Here is an 18,119-nt window from a genome sequence, read left to right on the forward strand (position 1 = left end):
ACTTTCATACAATAAACCTTATAATCTATTAGGTTCAAATTAAGCAATATGTTATAATAGCAACATCTAAAAGATGGACGGCGGAGGTTAACAATGGCTGAACAAACACCAATGATGAAGCAATATTTAGAGATTAAGGCAAAGCACCAGGATGCCTTTTTATTTTTTCGTTTAGGCGATTTCTACGAATTATTCCATGAAGACGCCATCAAGGCGGCTCAGGAATTAGAGATCACCTTAACTGGACGTGGAAAAGGTGAAGATCGAATCCCAATGTGCGGTGTACCACACCATTCTGCAGATTCGTATATGACTAGACTCATAGAAAAAGGCTACAAAATAGCCATATGTGAGCAAGTAGAGGACCCGGCAGTGGCTAAAGGAGTCGTTAAACGCGAAGTGGTCCGGATTTTAACTCCCGGAACAGTCGTAGAAAAAGGGATGATCCAAGAGAAAGAGAATCATTTTATTACTTCGATTACCCAATTCCCTGATCAAACCATTGGCTTTATTCGTACTGATTTATCAACAGGAGAAAATGAAGTCACTCTACTAGGAGATGATCCACAGGAAATCATTCAAGAACTCACTTCTTCCAAAGCACGAGAACTTGTTGTTTCCGCAGATTTCTCCAGCGATAAGCTTACTAAGATTAAAGAAGCATTAACGATCACGATTTCTTATGAGGAAGATGAAAGCGAATTGACGGAGTATAAGCACCTCGTTCATTCGTTAGAACAAAAAAAATTACAAACGACTTTTTGGAGAATGTGCCAGTATTTAGTGCGGACACAAAAGCGTTCATTAAACCATTTACAAGCTGTCCACTATTACCCTGCTAACTCCTATTTGAAGATTGACAGGCACTCTAAAAGAAACTTAGAATTGACGGAAACATTAAGAGATAAGAAAAAACAAGGTGCCTTGATTGGTGTACTCGACCAAACGGTGACAGCAATGGGGGGAAGAATGCTCAAGAAATGGGTTGAGCAACCTTTACTAAATCAAACGATCATTGAGCAAAGACTTGATACCGTTCATGTTTTTATCAAGCACTATTTTGAACGTGAAGAATTAAGAGATGAATTAAAACAAGTATATGATTTAGAGCGTTTAGTTGGGCGAATTGCCTATGGAAATGTCAATGCACGTGAACTTATTCAACTTAAGCGTTCTTTGATGAAAATTCCTGTTGTACAAGCACTATTGAAGGAGATGGATGCCGAATTAGAGGCTCACTTTTTTAAGGGGCATACAACGTATGAATCACTCATTGAAAAGTTAGAAGCGAGCATCATCGAAGACCCGCCCGTTTCAGTTAAAGATGGCGGCATCATTAAATCAGGCTTCCATCAAGAATTAGATATTTATCGTGATGCTAGTGTAAACGGAAAGAGATGGATTGCAGAGCTAGAACAAAAGGAAAGGCAAGTAACGGGTATTAAGACTTTAAAGGTCGGGTACAACAAAGTGTTTGGTTATTATATCGAGGTGACGAAAGCGAATGTAGCATCTCTACCAGAAGGGCGATATGAACGCAAACAAACTTTAACCAATGCTGAACGTTATATTACACCTGAATTAAAAGAAAAAGAAGCGATGATTCTTGGTGCTGAGGAGAAAATGGTTGAGCTTGAATATCAGTTATTTTCTTCGATTAGAGAAGAGGCTAAACAATATGTGGAACCGATTCAAAAATTAGCGAAGTCAATTAGCGAACTAGATGTTTTATTAGGGTTTGCTACGATTGCTGAAAATAAGCACTATATACGGCCTCTATTTTCGAGCAAAAAACATGTCAGCATTATCGGTGGACGCCATCCGGTAGTCGAAACGGTTATACCAAAAGGTGACTATGTGGCTAATGATGTAAAGCTTGAAACTGAGCGAGAAATGTTATTAATAACAGGTCCGAATATGGCCGGTAAAAGTACGTATATGAGGCAGTTAGCGTTAATTGTTGTCATGGCTCAAATTGGCTGTTATGTACCGGCAGAAGAAGCAGAATTACCGATTTTTGATCAAATTTTTACCCGTATTGGAGCGGCAGATGATCTGGCGAGTGGACAAAGTACATTTATGGTGGAAATGTTAGAAACGCAATATGCCTTAACGAAAGCGACTCAAAATAGTTTAATCCTTTTAGACGAAATTGGGCGTGGTACGTCTACGTATGATGGTATCGCCCTTGCCCAAGCTATCATTGAGTATATTCATGACGAAGTGAAAGCTAAAACATTGTTTTCTACTCATTATCATGAGTTAACAAGTCTTTCCGATCACTTAAAGAATCTGCAAAATGTTCATGTATCCGCAACAGAGGACCAAGGGCATGTCGTATTTTTGCATAAAGTCATTGAAGGACAAGCAGACAGAAGTTATGGGATTTATGTAGCTGAGCTTGCTCAAATGCCTAGACCAGTCACAGAACGGGCGGAGAAATTATTAGTAGAGTTAGAGCAGGGAATGAAACATATTCCTGTTGCGGCAACAGTAGAACCAGACCAGATAGCATCTGATATTGAAAAAATTTCACGACCAAAAACAAAGCCTAGCAACGATGAGGTTGAATTTATACATGAAGAACCTGAACAGTTATCTTTATTTAAAGAAATGGATGTGTTAGAAGAGCGTAGTCCACTATCGAAAAAAGAAAAGCAACTCGTGAAAAAAATTAAAGAGCTAGATATTTTGCACTTAACGCCATTTGAAGCGATGCAAAAAGTGTATGAATGGCAAAAGTCTCTAAAATAGTAAAGAGAGAGGAGAGTATGACAGATGGGCAAAATTAGACAGCTTCAAGAAAGTTTGTCCAATAAAATTGCTGCAGGAGAAGTAGTGGAACGTCCTGCCTCCATTGTGAAAGAGCTCGTAGAAAATGCAATTGATGCCAATAGTACTCATATTCTCGTTGAAATTGAAGAAGGTGGTTTATCCTCGATTCGTATTGTTGATAATGGAGATGGTATTGAACAAAGTGATGTGGAGACGGCTTTTTTACGTCATGCAACGAGTAAAATAAAGCAGGATAGAGATCTGTTTCATATTCGAACACTTGGATTTAGAGGAGAGGCTTTACCGAGTATCGCCTCTGTCTCTCACATTTTATTAAAAACAAGTACAGGTGAGGGTGCGGGGACTGAGATGAAGCTGCAAGGTGGAGAGATTGTTGAAAGAAGCGCCTCGGCAACTCGTAAAGGAACAGAAATTCACGTCACCCAACTTTTTTATAATACACCTGCAAGACTTAAATATCTAAAAACAGTTACAACGGAAGCTGGTAATGTTAGTGATATTATGAACCGATTAGCACTTGCCCATCCTCATATTTCATTTGAGTTATATCATGATGGAAAGCAAATGTTGCATACCATTGGGAATGGTGATATGAAACAAGTGATTGCTGCCATTTATGGTCGTAATATGGCCAAGAGTATGTTGGAAATTAAGGGAGAAACCTTGGATTATCAGGTGAGAGGTTTTGTCGCGAAACCGGAAGTAACAAGAGCTTCAAGGCAATATATTTCCGTCATTGTCAATGGTCGGTATATTCGGAATTACACAATTGCCAAAGCGATACAAGCTGGTTATCATACTTTACTTCCGATAGGGAGATTTCCAGTTGTCGTGCTCTGTATTGACATGGATCCTTTACTCATTGATGTGAATGTACATCCCGCAAAATTGGAAGTACGTTTAAGTAAGGAACAGGACCTGTGTACGTTAATTACAGAGTCTATTCAAGCGATCTTCAAAAAACAAACATTGATTCCTCATGCCGATACTAAAAAGGTTATCAAACCACAAAGTGAACAAATTGCTTTGTCATTTGAAACGGAGGAGCCCGTGCCTGATCATAGTGGCTCAAAGGGGATGATCGATAATGTGGTGAAGGCAGAAACTAGCCCAGCTATTGAATCGAAGAAGTCCGCTGAACCATTTCTGTATCCCGAGGTGAAAAAAGAACAGCCGCTAACTTCGCTCCCTTCTAGCGAAGCTGAGAATATTTTTGAAGTGAAAGAAAGTGACTCATCTACACATTCTCTCGTAGGACGTGATGAACGTCAGCAAAGGGTAGATTTTGAGGACAACTATGTTGAAGAGGATTCAACAGTTGGAAGTGAAACACATGCGATTGTTCATCATGAAGAAATCGACATCGAACGTGACAGAGTGCCAATCCTTTACCCGGTTGGTCAAATGCATGGAACGTACATTGTTGCTCAAAATGAACAAGGGATGTATTTAATTGATCAACATGCCGCCCAAGAACGGATTAAGTATGAGTATTTTCGGGAGAAGGTCAAAGAGGAGGAGCCAAATGTTCAGGATTTGCTCGTTCCGATTACGATCGAATGTACGTATCAAGAAAAAGGTCGTATTGACGAAAACCTTGATAAATTGAAGCAAGTTGGGGTTTTTGTTGAGGATTTTGGTCCACAAGCTTATATAGTTCGTTCCCATCCAACTTGGCTTCCAAAAGGTTTGGAAGAGGAAACCATTCGCGAAATTGTTGAGCAGGTATTATCTTTACAGAAGGTAGATATTGGTCAATTACGTGAAGAAGCGGCGATTTTAATGTCATGTAAAGCGGCGATTAAAGCGAATCGTCATTTGCGTCACGATGAGATTTTTGCACTATTAGAATCATTAAGGACATGCCATGATCCGTTTACGTGTCCTCATGGTCGTCCCATTCTGATTCACTTTACCACGTATGAACTTGAAAAAATGTTTAAACGAGTCATGTAAGACAAAAAAGGAGTAACAGGATTGATAGTCACAACCGTTCGTAAACGTGCCCAAGATTTAGAACCGAAAGCGATTCAGCTTGCAAATGATTTAAATTTTATATATGTTAAAAGACAAGGGCATTCCGTAGAAAGTTTAATGAAGCAGGAGAAACAAGATATAATCGTTGTCGGGATAGATAAAATTGAATATTTCCCAAGCTCCCTTCAATCCTCTTTTTTCTATCACCCTAACTCTGCCTTTGTGAGGATTAAGCAAATTGAAAATAACCAAACAGAGCCGTTAAAAGAAGTGACGAAATTACAGCAAGGCATGAGTTTTCTTGACTGTACGATGGGTTTAGGTGCAGATAGTCTTGTTGCCCAATATTTAGTAGGCGAATCAGGAAAGGTCGTCGGATTAGAAGAAAATAAAGTCATTGCCACATTAGTTAGAGTAGGAATGCAATCGTGGGATGATGGTCGTTCTGATTTACTTGAATTGATGAAACGAATTCAAGTCATTCATGGCCATCACCTTGATTACTTATCCCGATTACCAGAGAATAGTGTTGATGTCGTCTATTTTGATCCGATGTTTGAGCAGGCTATTTTAAATTCAAAAGGCATTGCGGGCATCCGTAGCCTTGCACACTATGAGACGATTAGTCCAGAAGCAATTGCTTTAGCGAAAAAAGTAGCGAAGCACCGTGTCGTTTTAAAGGATCATTGGCAGAGCAGTCGATTTGAGCAGTTTGAATTTAATGTGCAAAAACGTAAGCATGCGGCATTTCATTATGGTTACCTGAAAAGTTAAGGGAAATTAACATATGGATGTTTGAAAAGGTATAAAAAGGGAGAAGATGATGAAGGAAGATTTGGTGGCCATTGTTGGGCCTACAGGAGTTGGAAAAACGGCATTAAGTATTGAGCTAGCCAAAAAATACCACGGTGAAGTAATAAGTGGTGATTCTATGCAAATATATCGTGGAATGGATATCGGCACGGCAAAAGTGACAAAAGAGGAAATGCAAGGGATCCCTCATCATTTGATTGATATTAAAGATCCTGACGAAGCATTTACAGTTGCGGATTTCCAAGAACATGTTATACCATTAATTACAGCGTTAAATGTTCAGGGTAAAACACCGATTTTAACTGGTGGTACGGGTCTATATGTCAATGCTATCATTAAAGGTTATCAATTTTCAGAGAAGATTGAAGATGAACATTACCGAACTGAACTTGGGAATTTTGCTATGGAAAAAGGCAAGGATGCCTTATATAATCGCTTATTGTCAGTAGACCCTGAGGTGCAGGATGTCATTCACCCTAATAATGTAAGGCGTGTCATTCGAGCCCTTGAAGTTTTTCATGTTACCGGCATACCTTTTTCACAACAACAAAACGACCACGTCGAAAAGGACCATTTTAATCTTGCTATGATCGGCTTAACGATGCCGCGTGAACAGTTGTATGAACGAATCAACAAACGGGTTGATTTGATGGTAAAGAATGGTCTAATTGATGAGGTGAACAGGTTTTACAAGCAAGGTTTAAGGGAAGTGCAAAGTATACAGGCAATTGGCTATAAGGAGCTTTACGACTATTTTGATGGACTGATTACTCAAGAAGAAGCGATTGAACAACTTAAACAAAATTCGAGAAGGTATGCAAAAAGGCAATTTACGTGGTTTCGTAACAAAACGAATACGACTTGGTTTGATGTTTCAGAAGGATTAACCGAAAAACTTTTTCAACAAATATCAGAGTTTATTGAAGGAAAATTGCAGAACGTATCGAAATAAAGAGATAGCATAATTGAGGAGGACAGAATCATGAAAACAATCAATATACAGGACCAATTTTTAAATCAATTAAGAAAAGACAATATTACCGTAACTGTTTTCCTTTTAAACGGATTCCAATTACGTGGTTTAGTTAAAGGGTTCGATAATTTCACGATCATACTTGAATCAGAAGGTAAGCAACAACTTGTTTACAAGCATGCCATTTCAACCTTCGCCCCACAACGTAATGTTCAATTAAAAAGTGAAGCAGAAGCTACATAAAAACGGAGTGTTTTGAGCGTCAATGATTAAAAAAGCAATGAGAACCATGTTCTCATTGCTTTTTTTACGTGTGTTAATATAGTGGGAACAGAAGGTAATTATATGAAATTCATAAAAAAATAATGGTTTCTTTATTACTCTGTGCACTAATATTTAATGGCGTTTTTTTGCAGCTAAGTTTATCAGTGCTGTAAGCTCTCAGTAAAAGAAATTTCAAATGAAATGTTAAGAGAAGTTGAAGGTTTAACGGTTGAGGAGTTTATATCAATTATTCATGAGTGAATAGATATAATCAAAATTAATGTAAAAGTAGGAGGTCATATAAAAATATAAATAAAAAGTTCAACCTCTCCGGTTGAACTTTTTATAGTGGTGTGACAACCATAGTCTGTAAGGCAATGATGTGTGAGGCGACCGCGAATTTGTAGGAAGCTGATGCAAAGCTCCGCACATGAGCATCAACATCAACTTTCATATAAAATCCGCATGGAGGAGCCAAAACCGCTCCACCACCAACAAAAATGAAAGTCATCTATCTCAGCCATCTTAAGGTACATAAAGAATCGTGAAGGTACGGAGACAAAACCCCGAAGTATCTGCACAAAGAGGCGGTTAATGTGAAGATACGGAGGCCAAACCTTGGAGTATCTGCACAAAGAGGGGGTTAATGTAAAGATACGGAGGCCAAACCTTGGAGTATCTGCACAAAGAGGGGGTTAATGTAAAGATACGGAGGCCAAACCTTAGAGTATCTGCACAAAGTGGTCATTCATATGTAGTGACGACTTCTTAACCTGTGGGTACGTTTACAACTAGTCCTCTCCAAACATATAAGTAGGGTTTCAATCTTTAACTGGCGGAACTTCATTCAATTTGATTTTGTTCTTTTTCATTTTAAAAGAATAGTGTTGGATTGTTTTTTTGAACTAAAGAATTACTGTAATTCAGCGGGCGAGTCATGCGGAGACTCCCGCGGGACGTAGTGGCGGACTGAAATCCACTGGCGAAGCCAGTTAATTCAGCGCCACCCCGCAGGACGCGGAGCATAATTTTCGGGAGCGATGAATATATAGCTCCGCATAACAGCTTTAAGCAACTCTCATACCTAACAAAATCAACTTGTCTACAGCAGTTGACTCTCATAACTGTTAGAAAAATATCATATGTTAGTGTATATCCTCCAATAAATCAAGCTTCTGATCGGGAGTTAACGACTCAAGTGTAAGTATATAACGTTGAAAAGAAAGTAAAGATTGAAACCCTAATTGTTCTTGGAGCTGTAAAGGGTTATTTGCCTTTAGCAGGCTCCTTAATACAAAACGATTTCTAAGATGCTGTGCAGAAATTCCAGATCGCAAACCAGCCCGCTTTGCTTCTACCCGCAGCATTTTCTGAATAGCAATATTCGTTAAACGCTTAGGTGAGTCATCCTCATACGACCAACGGAAGGTTTTTCTTTTAAAATCAAAAGCAACCAAATACGGGTCATCACTATGTAAGCGTGGCTTCAAGGGATCTGAAATCGTTTGATAGTAATGAAAAGCAAGCTTCCGATGCCGCGTATGCAAATGAATCATCCGTGGTGTTGGTTCATCCAAATTAATTTGACTATGTTCAAAATGAATGTGTTTCATCGTTAACTGTGTGACTTCCTGTAAAGTAAATCCATAATGCAAAAATAAATAGACAATCCACTGATTTCTTGCAATAAGAAAGGGACGAACTTTTATTTGTTGCTCAGATAAGCCGTCATTGGATTGGATCGAATGGAGCAAAGTTATACATTCACTTCGACTTACCCATTCAGTTGATTCCAATGGGGTCAGTACCAACTCAGGTGCTGTTGAATAACGGAAAACATGATCGGAACAAAATCCTTCTCCAATCGAATATTTACTGAGCTGTTTTAAAGCAGAATGAATTCTGCGGATCGTGCGAATCTGGTGTTTTTTTTCATGAGTTAAATAAGAAATAAAGGCTTTAATATCGGCTAATTCTAATTGTTTCCAAGCGATATCCAATGACTGGTTGCGTCTTTTGTCTAACCAACGGAAGAATAAAAATAAATCATGTTCATAGCGTTTAATCGTTGAGGCTTTTTTTCCTTTTAATAAGAGTTGGTTTAAATAATCGTTAACGAAAGGTGGAAGTGATTTTACCAAAAAATACCCTCCTTTAATAAGTGCTTGTACCAATTATACCAATATGAATCTGTAAGCCAATTGCTTTTATTGGATTAGTTCTTAGTTTGGTAGGACCTTTTGGATGATGATGAGTAATAGATGGGTGGTGAGCAGCATGAGTAACCCGAACAACACGAAAAAAAGTGGACGTATTAATGTCGTTTTAAATCAAGCGAGACAAGAACGTGTAAAGTCCAAAGACATTGTTTATTATTCAGAAGAAGATAAGGAAAAGCATGAGGTTTTAAAAAAGTTTGAAAGAAGAATGGAAAAGTACGTAGGTTTAACAGAAATAAAAAAGCTATTAAAAGAAATATACGCATGGATTTATGTAAATCACTGTCGTGAACAGCAAGGACTAAAGACCTCAAAGCAAGTTCTCCATATGTTATTTAAAGGGAACCCAGGGACCGGTAAAACAACTGTTGCTAGAATTATCGCTGAATTCTTTCATGAAATGGAAGTGTTGGAGAAAGGGCATTTGCTTGAAGTAGAGCGTGCTGATTTAGTAGGTGAATACATTGGTCATACTGCTCAAAAAACGCGTGAAGTCATAAAAAAGGCGAGTGGTGGTGTTCTATTTGTGGATGAAGCTTATTCCTTAGCGCGTGGCGGAGAAAAAGATTTCGGAAAAGAAGCGATTGATACACTGGTTAAGGCGATGGAGGATCAACAGCATCAATTTGTCTTAATATTGGCTGGCTATTCACGAGAAATGGATTATTTTATGTCGCTTAATCCCGGATTACCTTCACGATTCCCAATTTCAATTGATTTCCCTAATTATACGTTAGATGAATTGTTGGAAATATTAATTGGTATGGGTCATGAGCGTGAATATACGTTAACAGCGGAGGCTTTACGTCACATCAAGGATGAGCTTAAGTTAATCCGAATTGAGCAAGAACGTGCTTTTAGTAACGGGAGGTATATAAGAAATCTAGTTGAAGAAGCGATTCGATTACAGGCAGTCAGACTCTTACGACAAGGTACCTTTGATAGAAGGAGCTTAGAAACGTTGGAGGCGGATGATTTTAATTTTAGTTCTTCGCGTGTTCAAACTAAATAAAGGAAGAAAAGCTATCACAAAATATAAAGTGGTAGTTTTTTCACGTGCTTTAAAAAATGCTATAATAGCTTGATTACGTAATTTTAAAGGAGTAGGGAATATGGAATTTTGGCAAGAAGAGAAGTTTCAGGCTTTAGTGGATCGGGTAGAAATTAAAATAGCACCTGTACATAAACAATTTGAACATTATGCATTAATCAATCAAGCGAGAGTTATGGCTGCATTTAAAAAGTATCAAGTTTCTGATTATCATTTTACACCATCAACAGGCTATGGTTACGATGATCTTGGACGTGAAACGTTAGAGAATATTTATGCGGACGTATTTGGTGGTGAATCAGCACTTGTTAGACCACAAATTATTTCGGGTACACACGCTATTGCCACTTCATTATTTGGTATTCTAAGACCTGATGATGAACTTCTATATATTACTGGAAAACCTTACGATACATTAGAGGAAATTGTCGGTGTAAGAGGTAGTGGAAATGGTTCTTTAAAGGAGTTTCATATTCATTATCAGGCGATTCCTTTAATGGACAATGGTTGGATTGATGAGTCGTCCATTCGTGCAGCAATGAATCCAAAGACAAAGGTGATTGGAATTCAGCGTTCTAAAGGTTATGATGATCGACCTTCCTTTACGATTGGACAGATTGAAGAAATGATTCAGCTCATTCGCTCAATCGATAAGGATGTGATCGTTTTTGTTGATAATTGCTATGGTGAATTTGTTGAGGAGCGTGAGCCTTGTCATGTTGGTGCCGATATAATCGCCGGTTCACTCATCAAAAATCCAGGTGGCGGTATCGTCAAAACAGGTGGCTATATTGTAGGTCGTGATGATTTGATTGAGCTCGCTTCCTATCGTTTAGCTGCACCAGGTATAGGGCGTGAAGGTGGGGCGAGTTTGTATAGTTTGCAGGAAATGTATCAAGGCTTCTTCCTTGCTCCTCATGTGGTTTCACAAGCATTAAAAGGGGCAGCTTTTACTGCTGCTTTCTTAGAGGAACTTGGCATGAGCACTTCACCTATGTGGCATGATAAAAGAACTGACCTTATCCAATCTGTACGTTTTCCAGATGCTGAGTCGATGATCAAGTTTTGTCAAACGATTCAGGCTGCTTCGCCTGTTAATGCCCATGTTCGACCGGAGCCAAGTTCAATGCCAGGTTATGTAGATCCGGTTATTATGGCAGCGGGAACTTTTATTCAAGGAGCAAGTATTGAGCTAACAGCAGATGGTCCAATAAGAGCCCCGTATGTTGCATTTGTACAAGGTGGATTAACGTATGAGCATGTGAAATTAGCCGTACTTCAAGCAGTAGAGAGTTTAGGGTTAGTAAAAGATTAAGGTCATGTAAGGTATTCTGACATAGATTTGACATCTATTCTTACATTTAGTAATCTAATAGTATAGAATCGGAGGTGTCGGTATGAAGATTGAAGATCGTCGTAATATGCCTTTATTTCCAATTGGAATTGTCATGAAGTTAACCGATTTAACCGCTAGACAAATTCGCTATTATGAAGAACATCAGCTCGTACATCCCATTCGAACAGAAGGAAATCAACGGTTGTTTTCATTTAATGATGTAGACCGTTTACTTGAAATCAAAGAAATGTTAGAGAAGGGCTTTAATATTTCAGCGATTAAGCATTTTATTGCCGAAAGAGAAGAGAAAAAGAAGCAGTCACAAGCAGCACAGAGAGAATTAACCGATAAAGAAGTTCACAAGCTTCTAAAAAAGGAAATCCAAGATGCAGGTAAACATGGGAAAGCTTCCTTAATTCAAGGGCAATTGTCCCGCTTTTATCCGCGACAATAAATTAGGTAGAATAGATTCTTTTTGAATGAGGAATCTTTTCAATATATAGCACTGAAGGGAGCTAATTTACAGTGGCAAAGTTATCAAAAGAAGACATTATTCAAATTGCACAAGAAAATAATGTACGTTTTATCCGTCTCCAATTTTCTGACCTTTTAGGGACAATTAAAAACGTAGAAATTCCTGTTGATCAGTTAACAAAAGCACTTGATAACAAAATGATGTTTGATGGTTCATCTATCGAAGGGTTTGTACGTATTGAGGAATCAGATATGTATTTATATCCTGATTTAGATACATGGGTGATCTTCCCATGGACACCTGAAAAAGGAAAGGTTGCTCGATTAATCTGTGATATCTATCAACCAACAAAACCAGGTGAAGAGCCAATTCCATTTGAAGGGGATCCGCGTGGAATCTTAAAGAAAGTCCTAAAAGAAGCAGAAGATATGGGCTATACAGCTTTTAATATTGGACCAGAGCCTGAATTTTTCTTATTCAAAAATGATGAGAATGGTGAGCCAACATTAGAGCTTAATGATAAAGGCGGATACTTTGATTTAGCTCCAACTGATTTAGGTGAAAACTGCCGTCGTGATATCGTATTAGAGCTTGAAGATATGGGCTTTGATATTGAAGCTTCACACCACGAGGTAGCACCTGGGCAACATGAAATTGATTTTAAATATGCGGATGCAATTACAGCGTGTGACAACATCCAAACATTTAAGTTAGTTGTCAAAACAATTGCTCGTAAGCATGGTTTGCATGCGACGTTTATGCCTAAGCCACTCTTTGGTGTTAACGGTTCAGGTATGCATTGTAATATGTCTTTATTTGATAAAGAAGGTAATGTATTCTACGACCAATCGACTGAATCACAATTAAGTGAAACAGCGATGCAATTCTTAGGTGGAATTCTTGAGCATGCGGAAGCTTTCACAGCGATTACAAACCCAATTGTAAACTCTTATAAGCGTTTAGTTCCTGGCTATGAAGCACCTGTATATGTAGCATGGTCAATGCGTAACCGTAGTCCACTTGTACGTATTCCATCATCACGTGGAGTGAGTACTCGTGTCGAAGTACGTAGTCCAGACCCAGCAGCCAATCCATATCTAGCGATGGCAGCAATGCTTGCAGCAGGACTTGACGGAATTAAAAAGAAGTTAACACCACCAGCGGCAACGGACCGTAACATCTATGTGATGAGTAAAGAAGAGCGTGTGGAAGAAGGTATTAATGACCTTCCAGCAACACTTAAAGAAGCGATTGATACACTAGTTAAAGATGAAGTATTAGTAAAAGCTTTAGGTGAGCATGCAATTGAACACTTTATCGAAGCAAAAGAAATTGAGTGGGACATGTTCCGCACGCAAGTACACCCGTGGGAACGCGACCAGTACATGCAGAACTATTAAGAAGTGAGAACCCTTGACACTAACCGTGTTGAGGGTTTTTTTTAGGGGGCATTATAGATGATTTGTACTATACAATTATCTTTATGCCCCATTTTTGCCCTTAAAATATATAGTTTGTGTTTTCTTCGAATTTTTTAATGGGATCAGCTTCGATTTTAGGGCTTAGTTAGGCTACTATTTTAAGTATGGCATGAATCATTTCTAGCGATAAAAGGCAGTAACTTACATAAAGTCCTAATTTTACATGAAAATAATAAGAATATTTGTTAATTATGATAAAATAGAATAAGTATCAATCAAGCTTACCTTCAGTAAGTAAAGATAGAATTGAACGATGTTGTATTCATTTTAACCTAACAATATTTAGATACCTTATGGGAGGCAGCGGCATGAAAAGGGTGGGTAAGCGGATGTCTATTGTATTTCTTATGATTTTCGGAATGATTGTTCTTATAATTTCTTTTAGCTATATGAACCATCAAATCCAGCTTTCAAGGGAAGATGAGTGGCTAAAACCTATAGGAGATTTTGTTGAAGTAAATGGTCATAATATGCATGTTTATACGGAGGGGACAGGAGAGAAGACGCTTGTTTTTATGTCTGGTGGAGGGACGAGTTCACCCGTTTTAGATTTTAAAACATTGTACACGATGTTAAGTGATCAATATAAAATTGTCGTCGTTGAAAAGGCTGGTTATGGATTTAGTGAAATTACAGATAGTAATAGAGATATTGATACCATTTTATCAGAAACAAGAGAAGCCCTTATAAAATCAGAAGTAGAAGGGCCTTATATCTTATTTCCGCACTCTATGTCTGGTATTGAAGCATTATATTGGGCTCAGCTCTATCCTAAAGAAGTAGAGGCGATCGTTGGTTTAGATATGGCTGTACCTGCTGTATATGAAGATTTAAATATCCCGATTACGGTGATTCGCTTAGGTGAAATGGCTGCAAATATGGGCTTAACTAGATGGGTTCCAAATCTCTCTGTAAGTGAAGCATTAAAACATGATATTTTAACAGAGGAAGAGAGTGATTTATATCAAACTATTTTATACCGTAGAACGTCGACGAAAAATATGGTCAATGAAGTTAGTCAAATTAAAGAGAATGCAAAGAGAGTTGAAAAAGAGCAGCTTCCAAATGTTCCAATGCTTTTGTTCTCTTCTAATGGTCAAGGAACTGGTTGGGATGAGCGATCGTGGATAGATTTTCAAGAAGAATTTATCCGTAGGCATGGAAACAGTAAACTTATCAAATATAACAGTACCCATTATATTCATCATATAAATTTTGAGGAAATAGCTGAAGAGTCAAAGGAATTCATCAATGGTTTGTAAGTGTACTAATTTGATATAGTGTGCTGTATGACTAAAGGTTGAGGTAATTTAATAATAAATAAGAGTCCAATAGGTAAGGTCCTCCCTTTTTTTCAGCTCCTTTCATACTGTTAGTAACGTCAATTCTTCGGTAAGCGAGCAACTAGAAGTCTATGAGTTAGTTGCATTGTGGACGGGCATCTGTCTAACACCCATTTAATCAACAAACCTTGTTCACCCAAAGGCAAAAGCTCAATCATTTCTACTCTTGAAACATCGCTTTTATATATTTACCTTCTTCAATCTCAATGGCAATTGCTTCGTTAGGGGAGATATCGAATATTTGGTACAATTTAGTGCCTACCTCATAAATATTTGAAAAATTACCACCATACGCATTGTCTTCATTCGCATTGACTGTGATTTGACCAAGAAATTGTTCGATATTCATCTGTTCGATTTCTTCGTTGGTTAAGATATACGTGATGTCGTTAAATTGGACAAATTCAGAATCCCATAAATTGGGTGAACACGCAAAGAGTAATAAAAAAGACAAGGAATATACAGCTTTTTTCATGATAATCACTCTTTCTTATCATTATTATTCCATTCTTTTTTACCCCCTCTTACGAAAAAAATAACCAGAAAATACAAAGTTCTTGATTTAAATGCTCATAGGCTAATTAGTAAATCAATTATTTAGAATAAATCGTCTATTGGGTTAGATATTTCTTCTAATCGTCCCATTAATTATGTATACTTATACGTACGAGTTAACTTTTTTAGCTGTTACCATGCAAGATTTAATTTTCTATTGCGACGTTAAGTACGATATTTGCACCAGGTTTAATCACTTCCAAATGAAAAGGAGAACGAAATGGATATCACCAAAAAACAGTTTGATACATTATACGAACAACCGATCTATGAATATACATTATCAAGTGCAACTGATTTATCCATATCTGTCATTAATTACGGCTGCATTATTACTAAAATAATGATGCCAGATAAACATGGAAATCGAGAGAATATCGTCTTAGGTTTTGAACAAGTAAAAGGCTATCAGGAAGCTCCTTATTTCGGAGCAGTCATTGGGAGAGTGGCAGGAAGGATTAAAGGTTCAGAATTTCAATTAAATGGAACTAATTATCAGTTAGCTAGTAATGAAGGGGAACATCATTTGCATGGTGGTGTTAAAGGCTTTGACCAAGCGATTTGGCATGTGGAGGAAAAAAAGAGCGAGCAAGGTGTTGCGTTAGAATTAACGTATACGAGTGTAGACGGAGAAGAGGGTTACCCAGGTAATGTTACCATAAAAATAACCTATAGCTTAACATCTGATGACGTTTTTTCAATATCTTATCAAGCGACAAGTGACCAAGATACCCTTCTTAATTTAACGAATCATAGTTATTTTAATTTGAGTGGAGAAGCAAAAGAAACGGTGTTGAAGCATCAATTAACAATGCCAAGTGAGCACTTTTTGAAATTAGATGAACATTTATTACCAACGGGAGAGTATCATTCAGTTGTGCAAACACCCTTTGATTTTAGAAAAGGGCGTCTTATTCTTGATGGTGTGCATTCCGAACACCCTCAAAATCAATTAGTCGGCTTCGGGTACGATCATCCCTTTATCTTAAATGAAGGACAAGACTCACCGATTCAACTTCTTGACGAGAGTAGTGGCAGGCTTATGGAAGTAACGACGACCGAGCCTTGTGTTGTGTTGTATACAGGTAATCATATATCTTCAACACTTCAAATTGGTGATAGAACGGCAGAAAAATATATCGGTTTATGTTTAGAGACGCAAAAGCATCCAGATGCGATTCATCACCCCACATTTCCTTCTGTCGTATTAAAAAAAGGAGAATTATATGAATCTAAAACAATCTACACATTTTCCGTACATAGGTAAAAAGCTTCCTATTTAAAATTGAAGTGTTTATCATAGATTTCGTTTGTGAATTGGAGTCGAGACATGCAGACAAAATATAGTAAGGTGAAACAGTTTATTAAATCAAAAATATTTGATGGTACGTATGTTGCCCATCAAAAAATAAGTTCGGAAAATGAACTCATGAGAGAATTTGATGTCAGTCGCCATACAATTCGTGTGGCAATCGGTGAACTTGTTAGCGAGGGCTGGTTATACCGCGAGCAAGGAGCTGGTACTTTTTGTGCGGATCGGCAAGCAGCGATCAAAAAAGAGAATCATGAACAAAAAAATATTGCTATTATCACAACGTATATCTCCGATTATATTTTCCCATCCATTATTCGAGGGGCGGAATCGTATTTAAGCCAACGGGGATATCAGGTGAGTTTGTATAGTACAAATAATGATATTGAAAATGAGAAAAGAATTCTTGAAACCATTATCACACAAAACATTGATGGTGTAATTGTTGAACCTACAAAAAGTGCTTTTTCTAATCCGAATATAAACTATTATTTCAATTTTGAGCGGATGAACATTCCTTATATGATGATTAATGCGGCTTATGATGAATTGGAGCCAATTTGTTTAATGCTTGATGATGAGCGAGGCGGATACATTCAAACGGAGTATTTAATTAAGCTAGGGCATACGAATATTGTGGGCTTTTTTAAAACGGATGATTCACAAGGTACGAAACGGATGAAAGGTTATATTAAAGCACACCGTGATTATCAAATACCAATCCATCCTGCTAATTTGATTAGTTATACGTCAGAAGATAAGATAGGTAAGCCAAATCAAGAGCTAGAGCGAGTCTTGCAAACGAATCAAGAGTTGCCAACTGCATTAGTTTGCTATAATGATGAACTGGCTATTCAGTTATTAGATGTGTTAAGAAAACATAAAATACGTGTACCTGAAGATCTCTCAATAATTGGATATGATGATTCATTTTTGGCGACTGTTTCCGAAGTGAAGCTAACGACAGTTGCTCACCCAAAAATGAAAATGGGTGCCGATGCAGCTCAAATGATTCTCGGATTAGTAGAGAATCGTCATAAACGAAATCAAACAACGATTGAATCGTTTTTTTACGAGCCAGAATTGATTGTTCGAACCTCTACCAAAGAAATTTAAAAGAAGCCAAGTTTTTCATTTGTAGAGAATTATCGTCTCTATAGTTTTAAACCCTATCCTTACGTAATAAGATGTTATAATAAAGGCATGATGAAGATGAAAGGAAGGATGGCGAGAAAAATCGCCTATAAGTCAAAATGAAAAACTTTCAAATTGGATTAAATTTTGTATTAGTTTTACTTTGCTTACTTGTCGTAGACTGGGGCTTTGGAAAATGGATTGATTATGCTCTCATCATTGTAGCGGGCTTATTATTACTGACAACGATCTTTAGTTTGGCACTAAGAAGTAAACAGAAGAATACGAAGTAAAAGAGGAACTCCTTTTCGTAAGGAGTTCTTTTCTATTTTTATTTGAAAGTTAAATGGGTGGTGCTCATTTCTCAAGTGAACTTGACCTACAAAACAC

Annotated in this window: 16 protein-coding genes; 13 read left to right on the forward strand and 3 right to left on the reverse strand. The window is 37.6% G+C overall.

Annotated elements, in window-relative coordinates:
• Positions 1-93: 93 nt before the first annotated feature.
• From mutS to hfq, 5 genes are read left to right on the forward strand one after another with little or no spacing between them, the layout of a single operon-like run.
• Entirely contained in the window at positions 94-2,754 is a 2,661-nt protein-coding gene (mutS, locus tag PQ479_RS00585; protein WP_047987955.1) for a DNA mismatch repair protein MutS, read from the forward strand.
• A 24-nt stretch (positions 2,755-2,778) separates the two neighbouring features.
• Positions 2,779-4,752, forward strand: coding sequence for a DNA mismatch repair endonuclease MutL (gene mutL, locus PQ479_RS00590; RefSeq protein ID WP_047987956.1), 1,974 nt, complete (start codon positions 2,779-2,781; stop codon positions 4,750-4,752).
• A 21-nt stretch (positions 4,753-4,773) separates the two neighbouring features.
• Entirely contained in the window at positions 4,774-5,547 is a 774-nt protein-coding gene (locus PQ479_RS00595; protein ID WP_047987957.1) for a class I SAM-dependent methyltransferase, read from the forward strand.
• Positions 5,548-5,596: 49 nt separating this feature from the next.
• Positions 5,597-6,538, forward strand: coding sequence for a tRNA (adenosine(37)-N6)-dimethylallyltransferase MiaA (gene miaA / locus PQ479_RS00600; RefSeq protein ID WP_047987958.1), 942 nt, complete (start codon positions 5,597-5,599; stop codon positions 6,536-6,538).
• Positions 6,539-6,568: 30 nt separating this feature from the next.
• Positions 6,569-6,802, forward strand: coding sequence for an RNA chaperone Hfq (gene hfq, locus PQ479_RS00605; RefSeq protein ID WP_047987959.1), 234 nt, complete (start codon positions 6,569-6,571; stop codon positions 6,800-6,802).
• 364 nt (positions 6,803-7,166) lie between these two features.
• On the opposite strand, the gene PQ479_RS00610 is transcribed toward hfq, so the two are convergent.
• Positions 7,167-7,334 (reverse strand): hypothetical protein, encoded by a 168-nt coding sequence (locus tag PQ479_RS00610; protein ID WP_273716690.1) that lies wholly within the window; start codon positions 7,332-7,334, stop codon positions 7,167-7,169.
• Between the two features lie 634 nt (positions 7,335-7,968).
• Positions 7,969-8,964 (reverse strand): tyrosine-type recombinase/integrase, encoded by a 996-nt coding sequence (locus tag PQ479_RS00615; RefSeq protein WP_047989481.1) that lies wholly within the window; start codon positions 8,962-8,964, stop codon positions 7,969-7,971.
• Between the two features lie 136 nt (positions 8,965-9,100).
• On the opposite strand from PQ479_RS00615, the gene spoVK reads away from it, so the two are divergent.
• From spoVK to PQ479_RS00640, 5 genes are all read left to right on the forward strand, one after another.
• On the forward strand, positions 9,101-10,054 hold the full coding sequence (spoVK, locus tag PQ479_RS00620) for a stage V sporulation protein K (RefSeq protein ID WP_047989480.1): 954 nt from the start codon (positions 9,101-9,103) through the stop codon (positions 10,052-10,054).
• A 100-nt stretch (positions 10,055-10,154) separates the two neighbouring features.
• Positions 10,155-11,408: a methionine gamma-lyase family protein gene (locus PQ479_RS00625; RefSeq protein WP_047989479.1), complete on the forward strand. Its 1,254-nt coding sequence runs from the start codon at positions 10,155-10,157 to the stop codon at positions 11,406-11,408.
• An 82-nt stretch (positions 11,409-11,490) separates the two neighbouring features.
• The gene (locus PQ479_RS00630; RefSeq protein WP_047989478.1) at positions 11,491-11,883 is read left to right on the forward strand and encodes a MerR family transcriptional regulator; all 393 of its coding nucleotides are present in this window, start codon (positions 11,491-11,493) and stop codon (positions 11,881-11,883) included.
• A gap of 71 nt (positions 11,884-11,954) precedes the next feature.
• Positions 11,955-13,304: a type I glutamate--ammonia ligase gene (glnA, locus tag PQ479_RS00635; protein WP_047989477.1), complete on the forward strand. Its 1,350-nt coding sequence runs from the start codon at positions 11,955-11,957 to the stop codon at positions 13,302-13,304.
• Positions 13,305-13,693: 389 nt separating this feature from the next.
• Positions 13,694-14,647, forward strand: coding sequence for an alpha/beta fold hydrolase (locus PQ479_RS00640; protein ID WP_273716691.1), 954 nt, complete (start codon positions 13,694-13,696; stop codon positions 14,645-14,647).
• A 241-nt stretch (positions 14,648-14,888) separates the two neighbouring features.
• On the opposite strand, the gene PQ479_RS00645 is transcribed toward PQ479_RS00640, so the two are convergent.
• Complete coding sequence (locus tag PQ479_RS00645; protein ID WP_053070443.1) at positions 14,889-15,203, reverse strand: hypothetical protein; 315 nt, start codon at positions 15,201-15,203, stop codon at positions 14,889-14,891.
• A 300-nt stretch (positions 15,204-15,503) separates the two neighbouring features.
• Here PQ479_RS00645 and PQ479_RS00650 point away from each other — a divergent pair, with 300 nt between their 5' ends.
• The 3 genes from PQ479_RS00650 to PQ479_RS00660 all read left to right on the forward strand — a co-directional run bounded on the left by PQ479_RS00650 (position 15,504) and on the right by PQ479_RS00660 (position 18,022).
• Complete coding sequence (locus PQ479_RS00650; RefSeq protein WP_047989476.1) at positions 15,504-16,550, forward strand: aldose epimerase family protein; 1,047 nt, start codon at positions 15,504-15,506, stop codon at positions 16,548-16,550.
• Between the two features lie 63 nt (positions 16,551-16,613).
• Complete coding sequence (locus PQ479_RS00655) at positions 16,614-17,711, forward strand: GntR family transcriptional regulator (protein WP_047989475.1); 1,098 nt, start codon at positions 16,614-16,616, stop codon at positions 17,709-17,711.
• A 137-nt stretch (positions 17,712-17,848) separates the two neighbouring features.
• Complete coding sequence (locus PQ479_RS00660; RefSeq protein ID WP_273716692.1) at positions 17,849-18,022, forward strand: hypothetical protein; 174 nt, start codon at positions 17,849-17,851, stop codon at positions 18,020-18,022.
• Positions 18,023-18,119 lie beyond the last annotated feature (97 nt).

Origin of the sequence: Alkalihalobacillus pseudalcaliphilus, assembly GCF_028610675.1 — a bacterium.
Classification (GTDB): Bacteria; Bacillota; Bacilli; order Bacillales; family Bacillaceae_D; genus Alkalihalobacillus; species Alkalihalobacillus pseudalcaliphilus.

Excerpts from the sequence above, each read along its gene's own strand:
- PQ479_RS00660 (WP_273716692.1), top strand. The coding sequence starts at position 17,849 with ATGAAAAACTTTCAAATTGGATTAAATTTTGTATTAGTTTTACTTTGC.
- mutL (WP_047987956.1), top strand. The coding sequence starts at position 2,779 with ATGGGCAAAATTAGACAGCTTCAAGAAAGTTTGTCCAATAAAATTGCT.
- miaA (WP_047987958.1), top strand. The coding sequence starts at position 5,597 with ATGAAGGAAGATTTGGTGGCCATTGTTGGGCCTACAGGAGTTGGAAAA.
- PQ479_RS00610 (WP_273716690.1), bottom strand. The coding sequence starts at position 7,334 with ATGACTTTCATTTTTGTTGGTGGTGGAGCGGTTTTGGCTCCTCCATGC.
- PQ479_RS00655 (WP_047989475.1), top strand. The coding sequence starts at position 16,614 with ATGCAGACAAAATATAGTAAGGTGAAACAGTTTATTAAATCAAAAATA.
- PQ479_RS00625 (WP_047989479.1), top strand. The coding sequence starts at position 10,155 with ATGGAATTTTGGCAAGAAGAGAAGTTTCAGGCTTTAGTGGATCGGGTA.
- PQ479_RS00640 (WP_273716691.1), top strand. The coding sequence starts at position 13,694 with ATGAAAAGGGTGGGTAAGCGGATGTCTATTGTATTTCTTATGATTTTC.
- hfq (WP_047987959.1), top strand. The coding sequence starts at position 6,569 with ATGAAAACAATCAATATACAGGACCAATTTTTAAATCAATTAAGAAAA.
- PQ479_RS00645 (WP_053070443.1), bottom strand. The coding sequence starts at position 15,203 with ATGAAAAAAGCTGTATATTCCTTGTCTTTTTTATTACTCTTTGCGTGT.
- PQ479_RS00630 (WP_047989478.1), top strand. The coding sequence starts at position 11,491 with ATGAAGATTGAAGATCGTCGTAATATGCCTTTATTTCCAATTGGAATT.
- PQ479_RS00650 (WP_047989476.1), top strand. The coding sequence starts at position 15,504 with ATGGATATCACCAAAAAACAGTTTGATACATTATACGAACAACCGATC.
- spoVK (WP_047989480.1), top strand. The coding sequence starts at position 9,101 with ATGAGTAACCCGAACAACACGAAAAAAAGTGGACGTATTAATGTCGTT.
- mutS (WP_047987955.1), top strand. The coding sequence starts at position 94 with ATGGCTGAACAAACACCAATGATGAAGCAATATTTAGAGATTAAGGCA.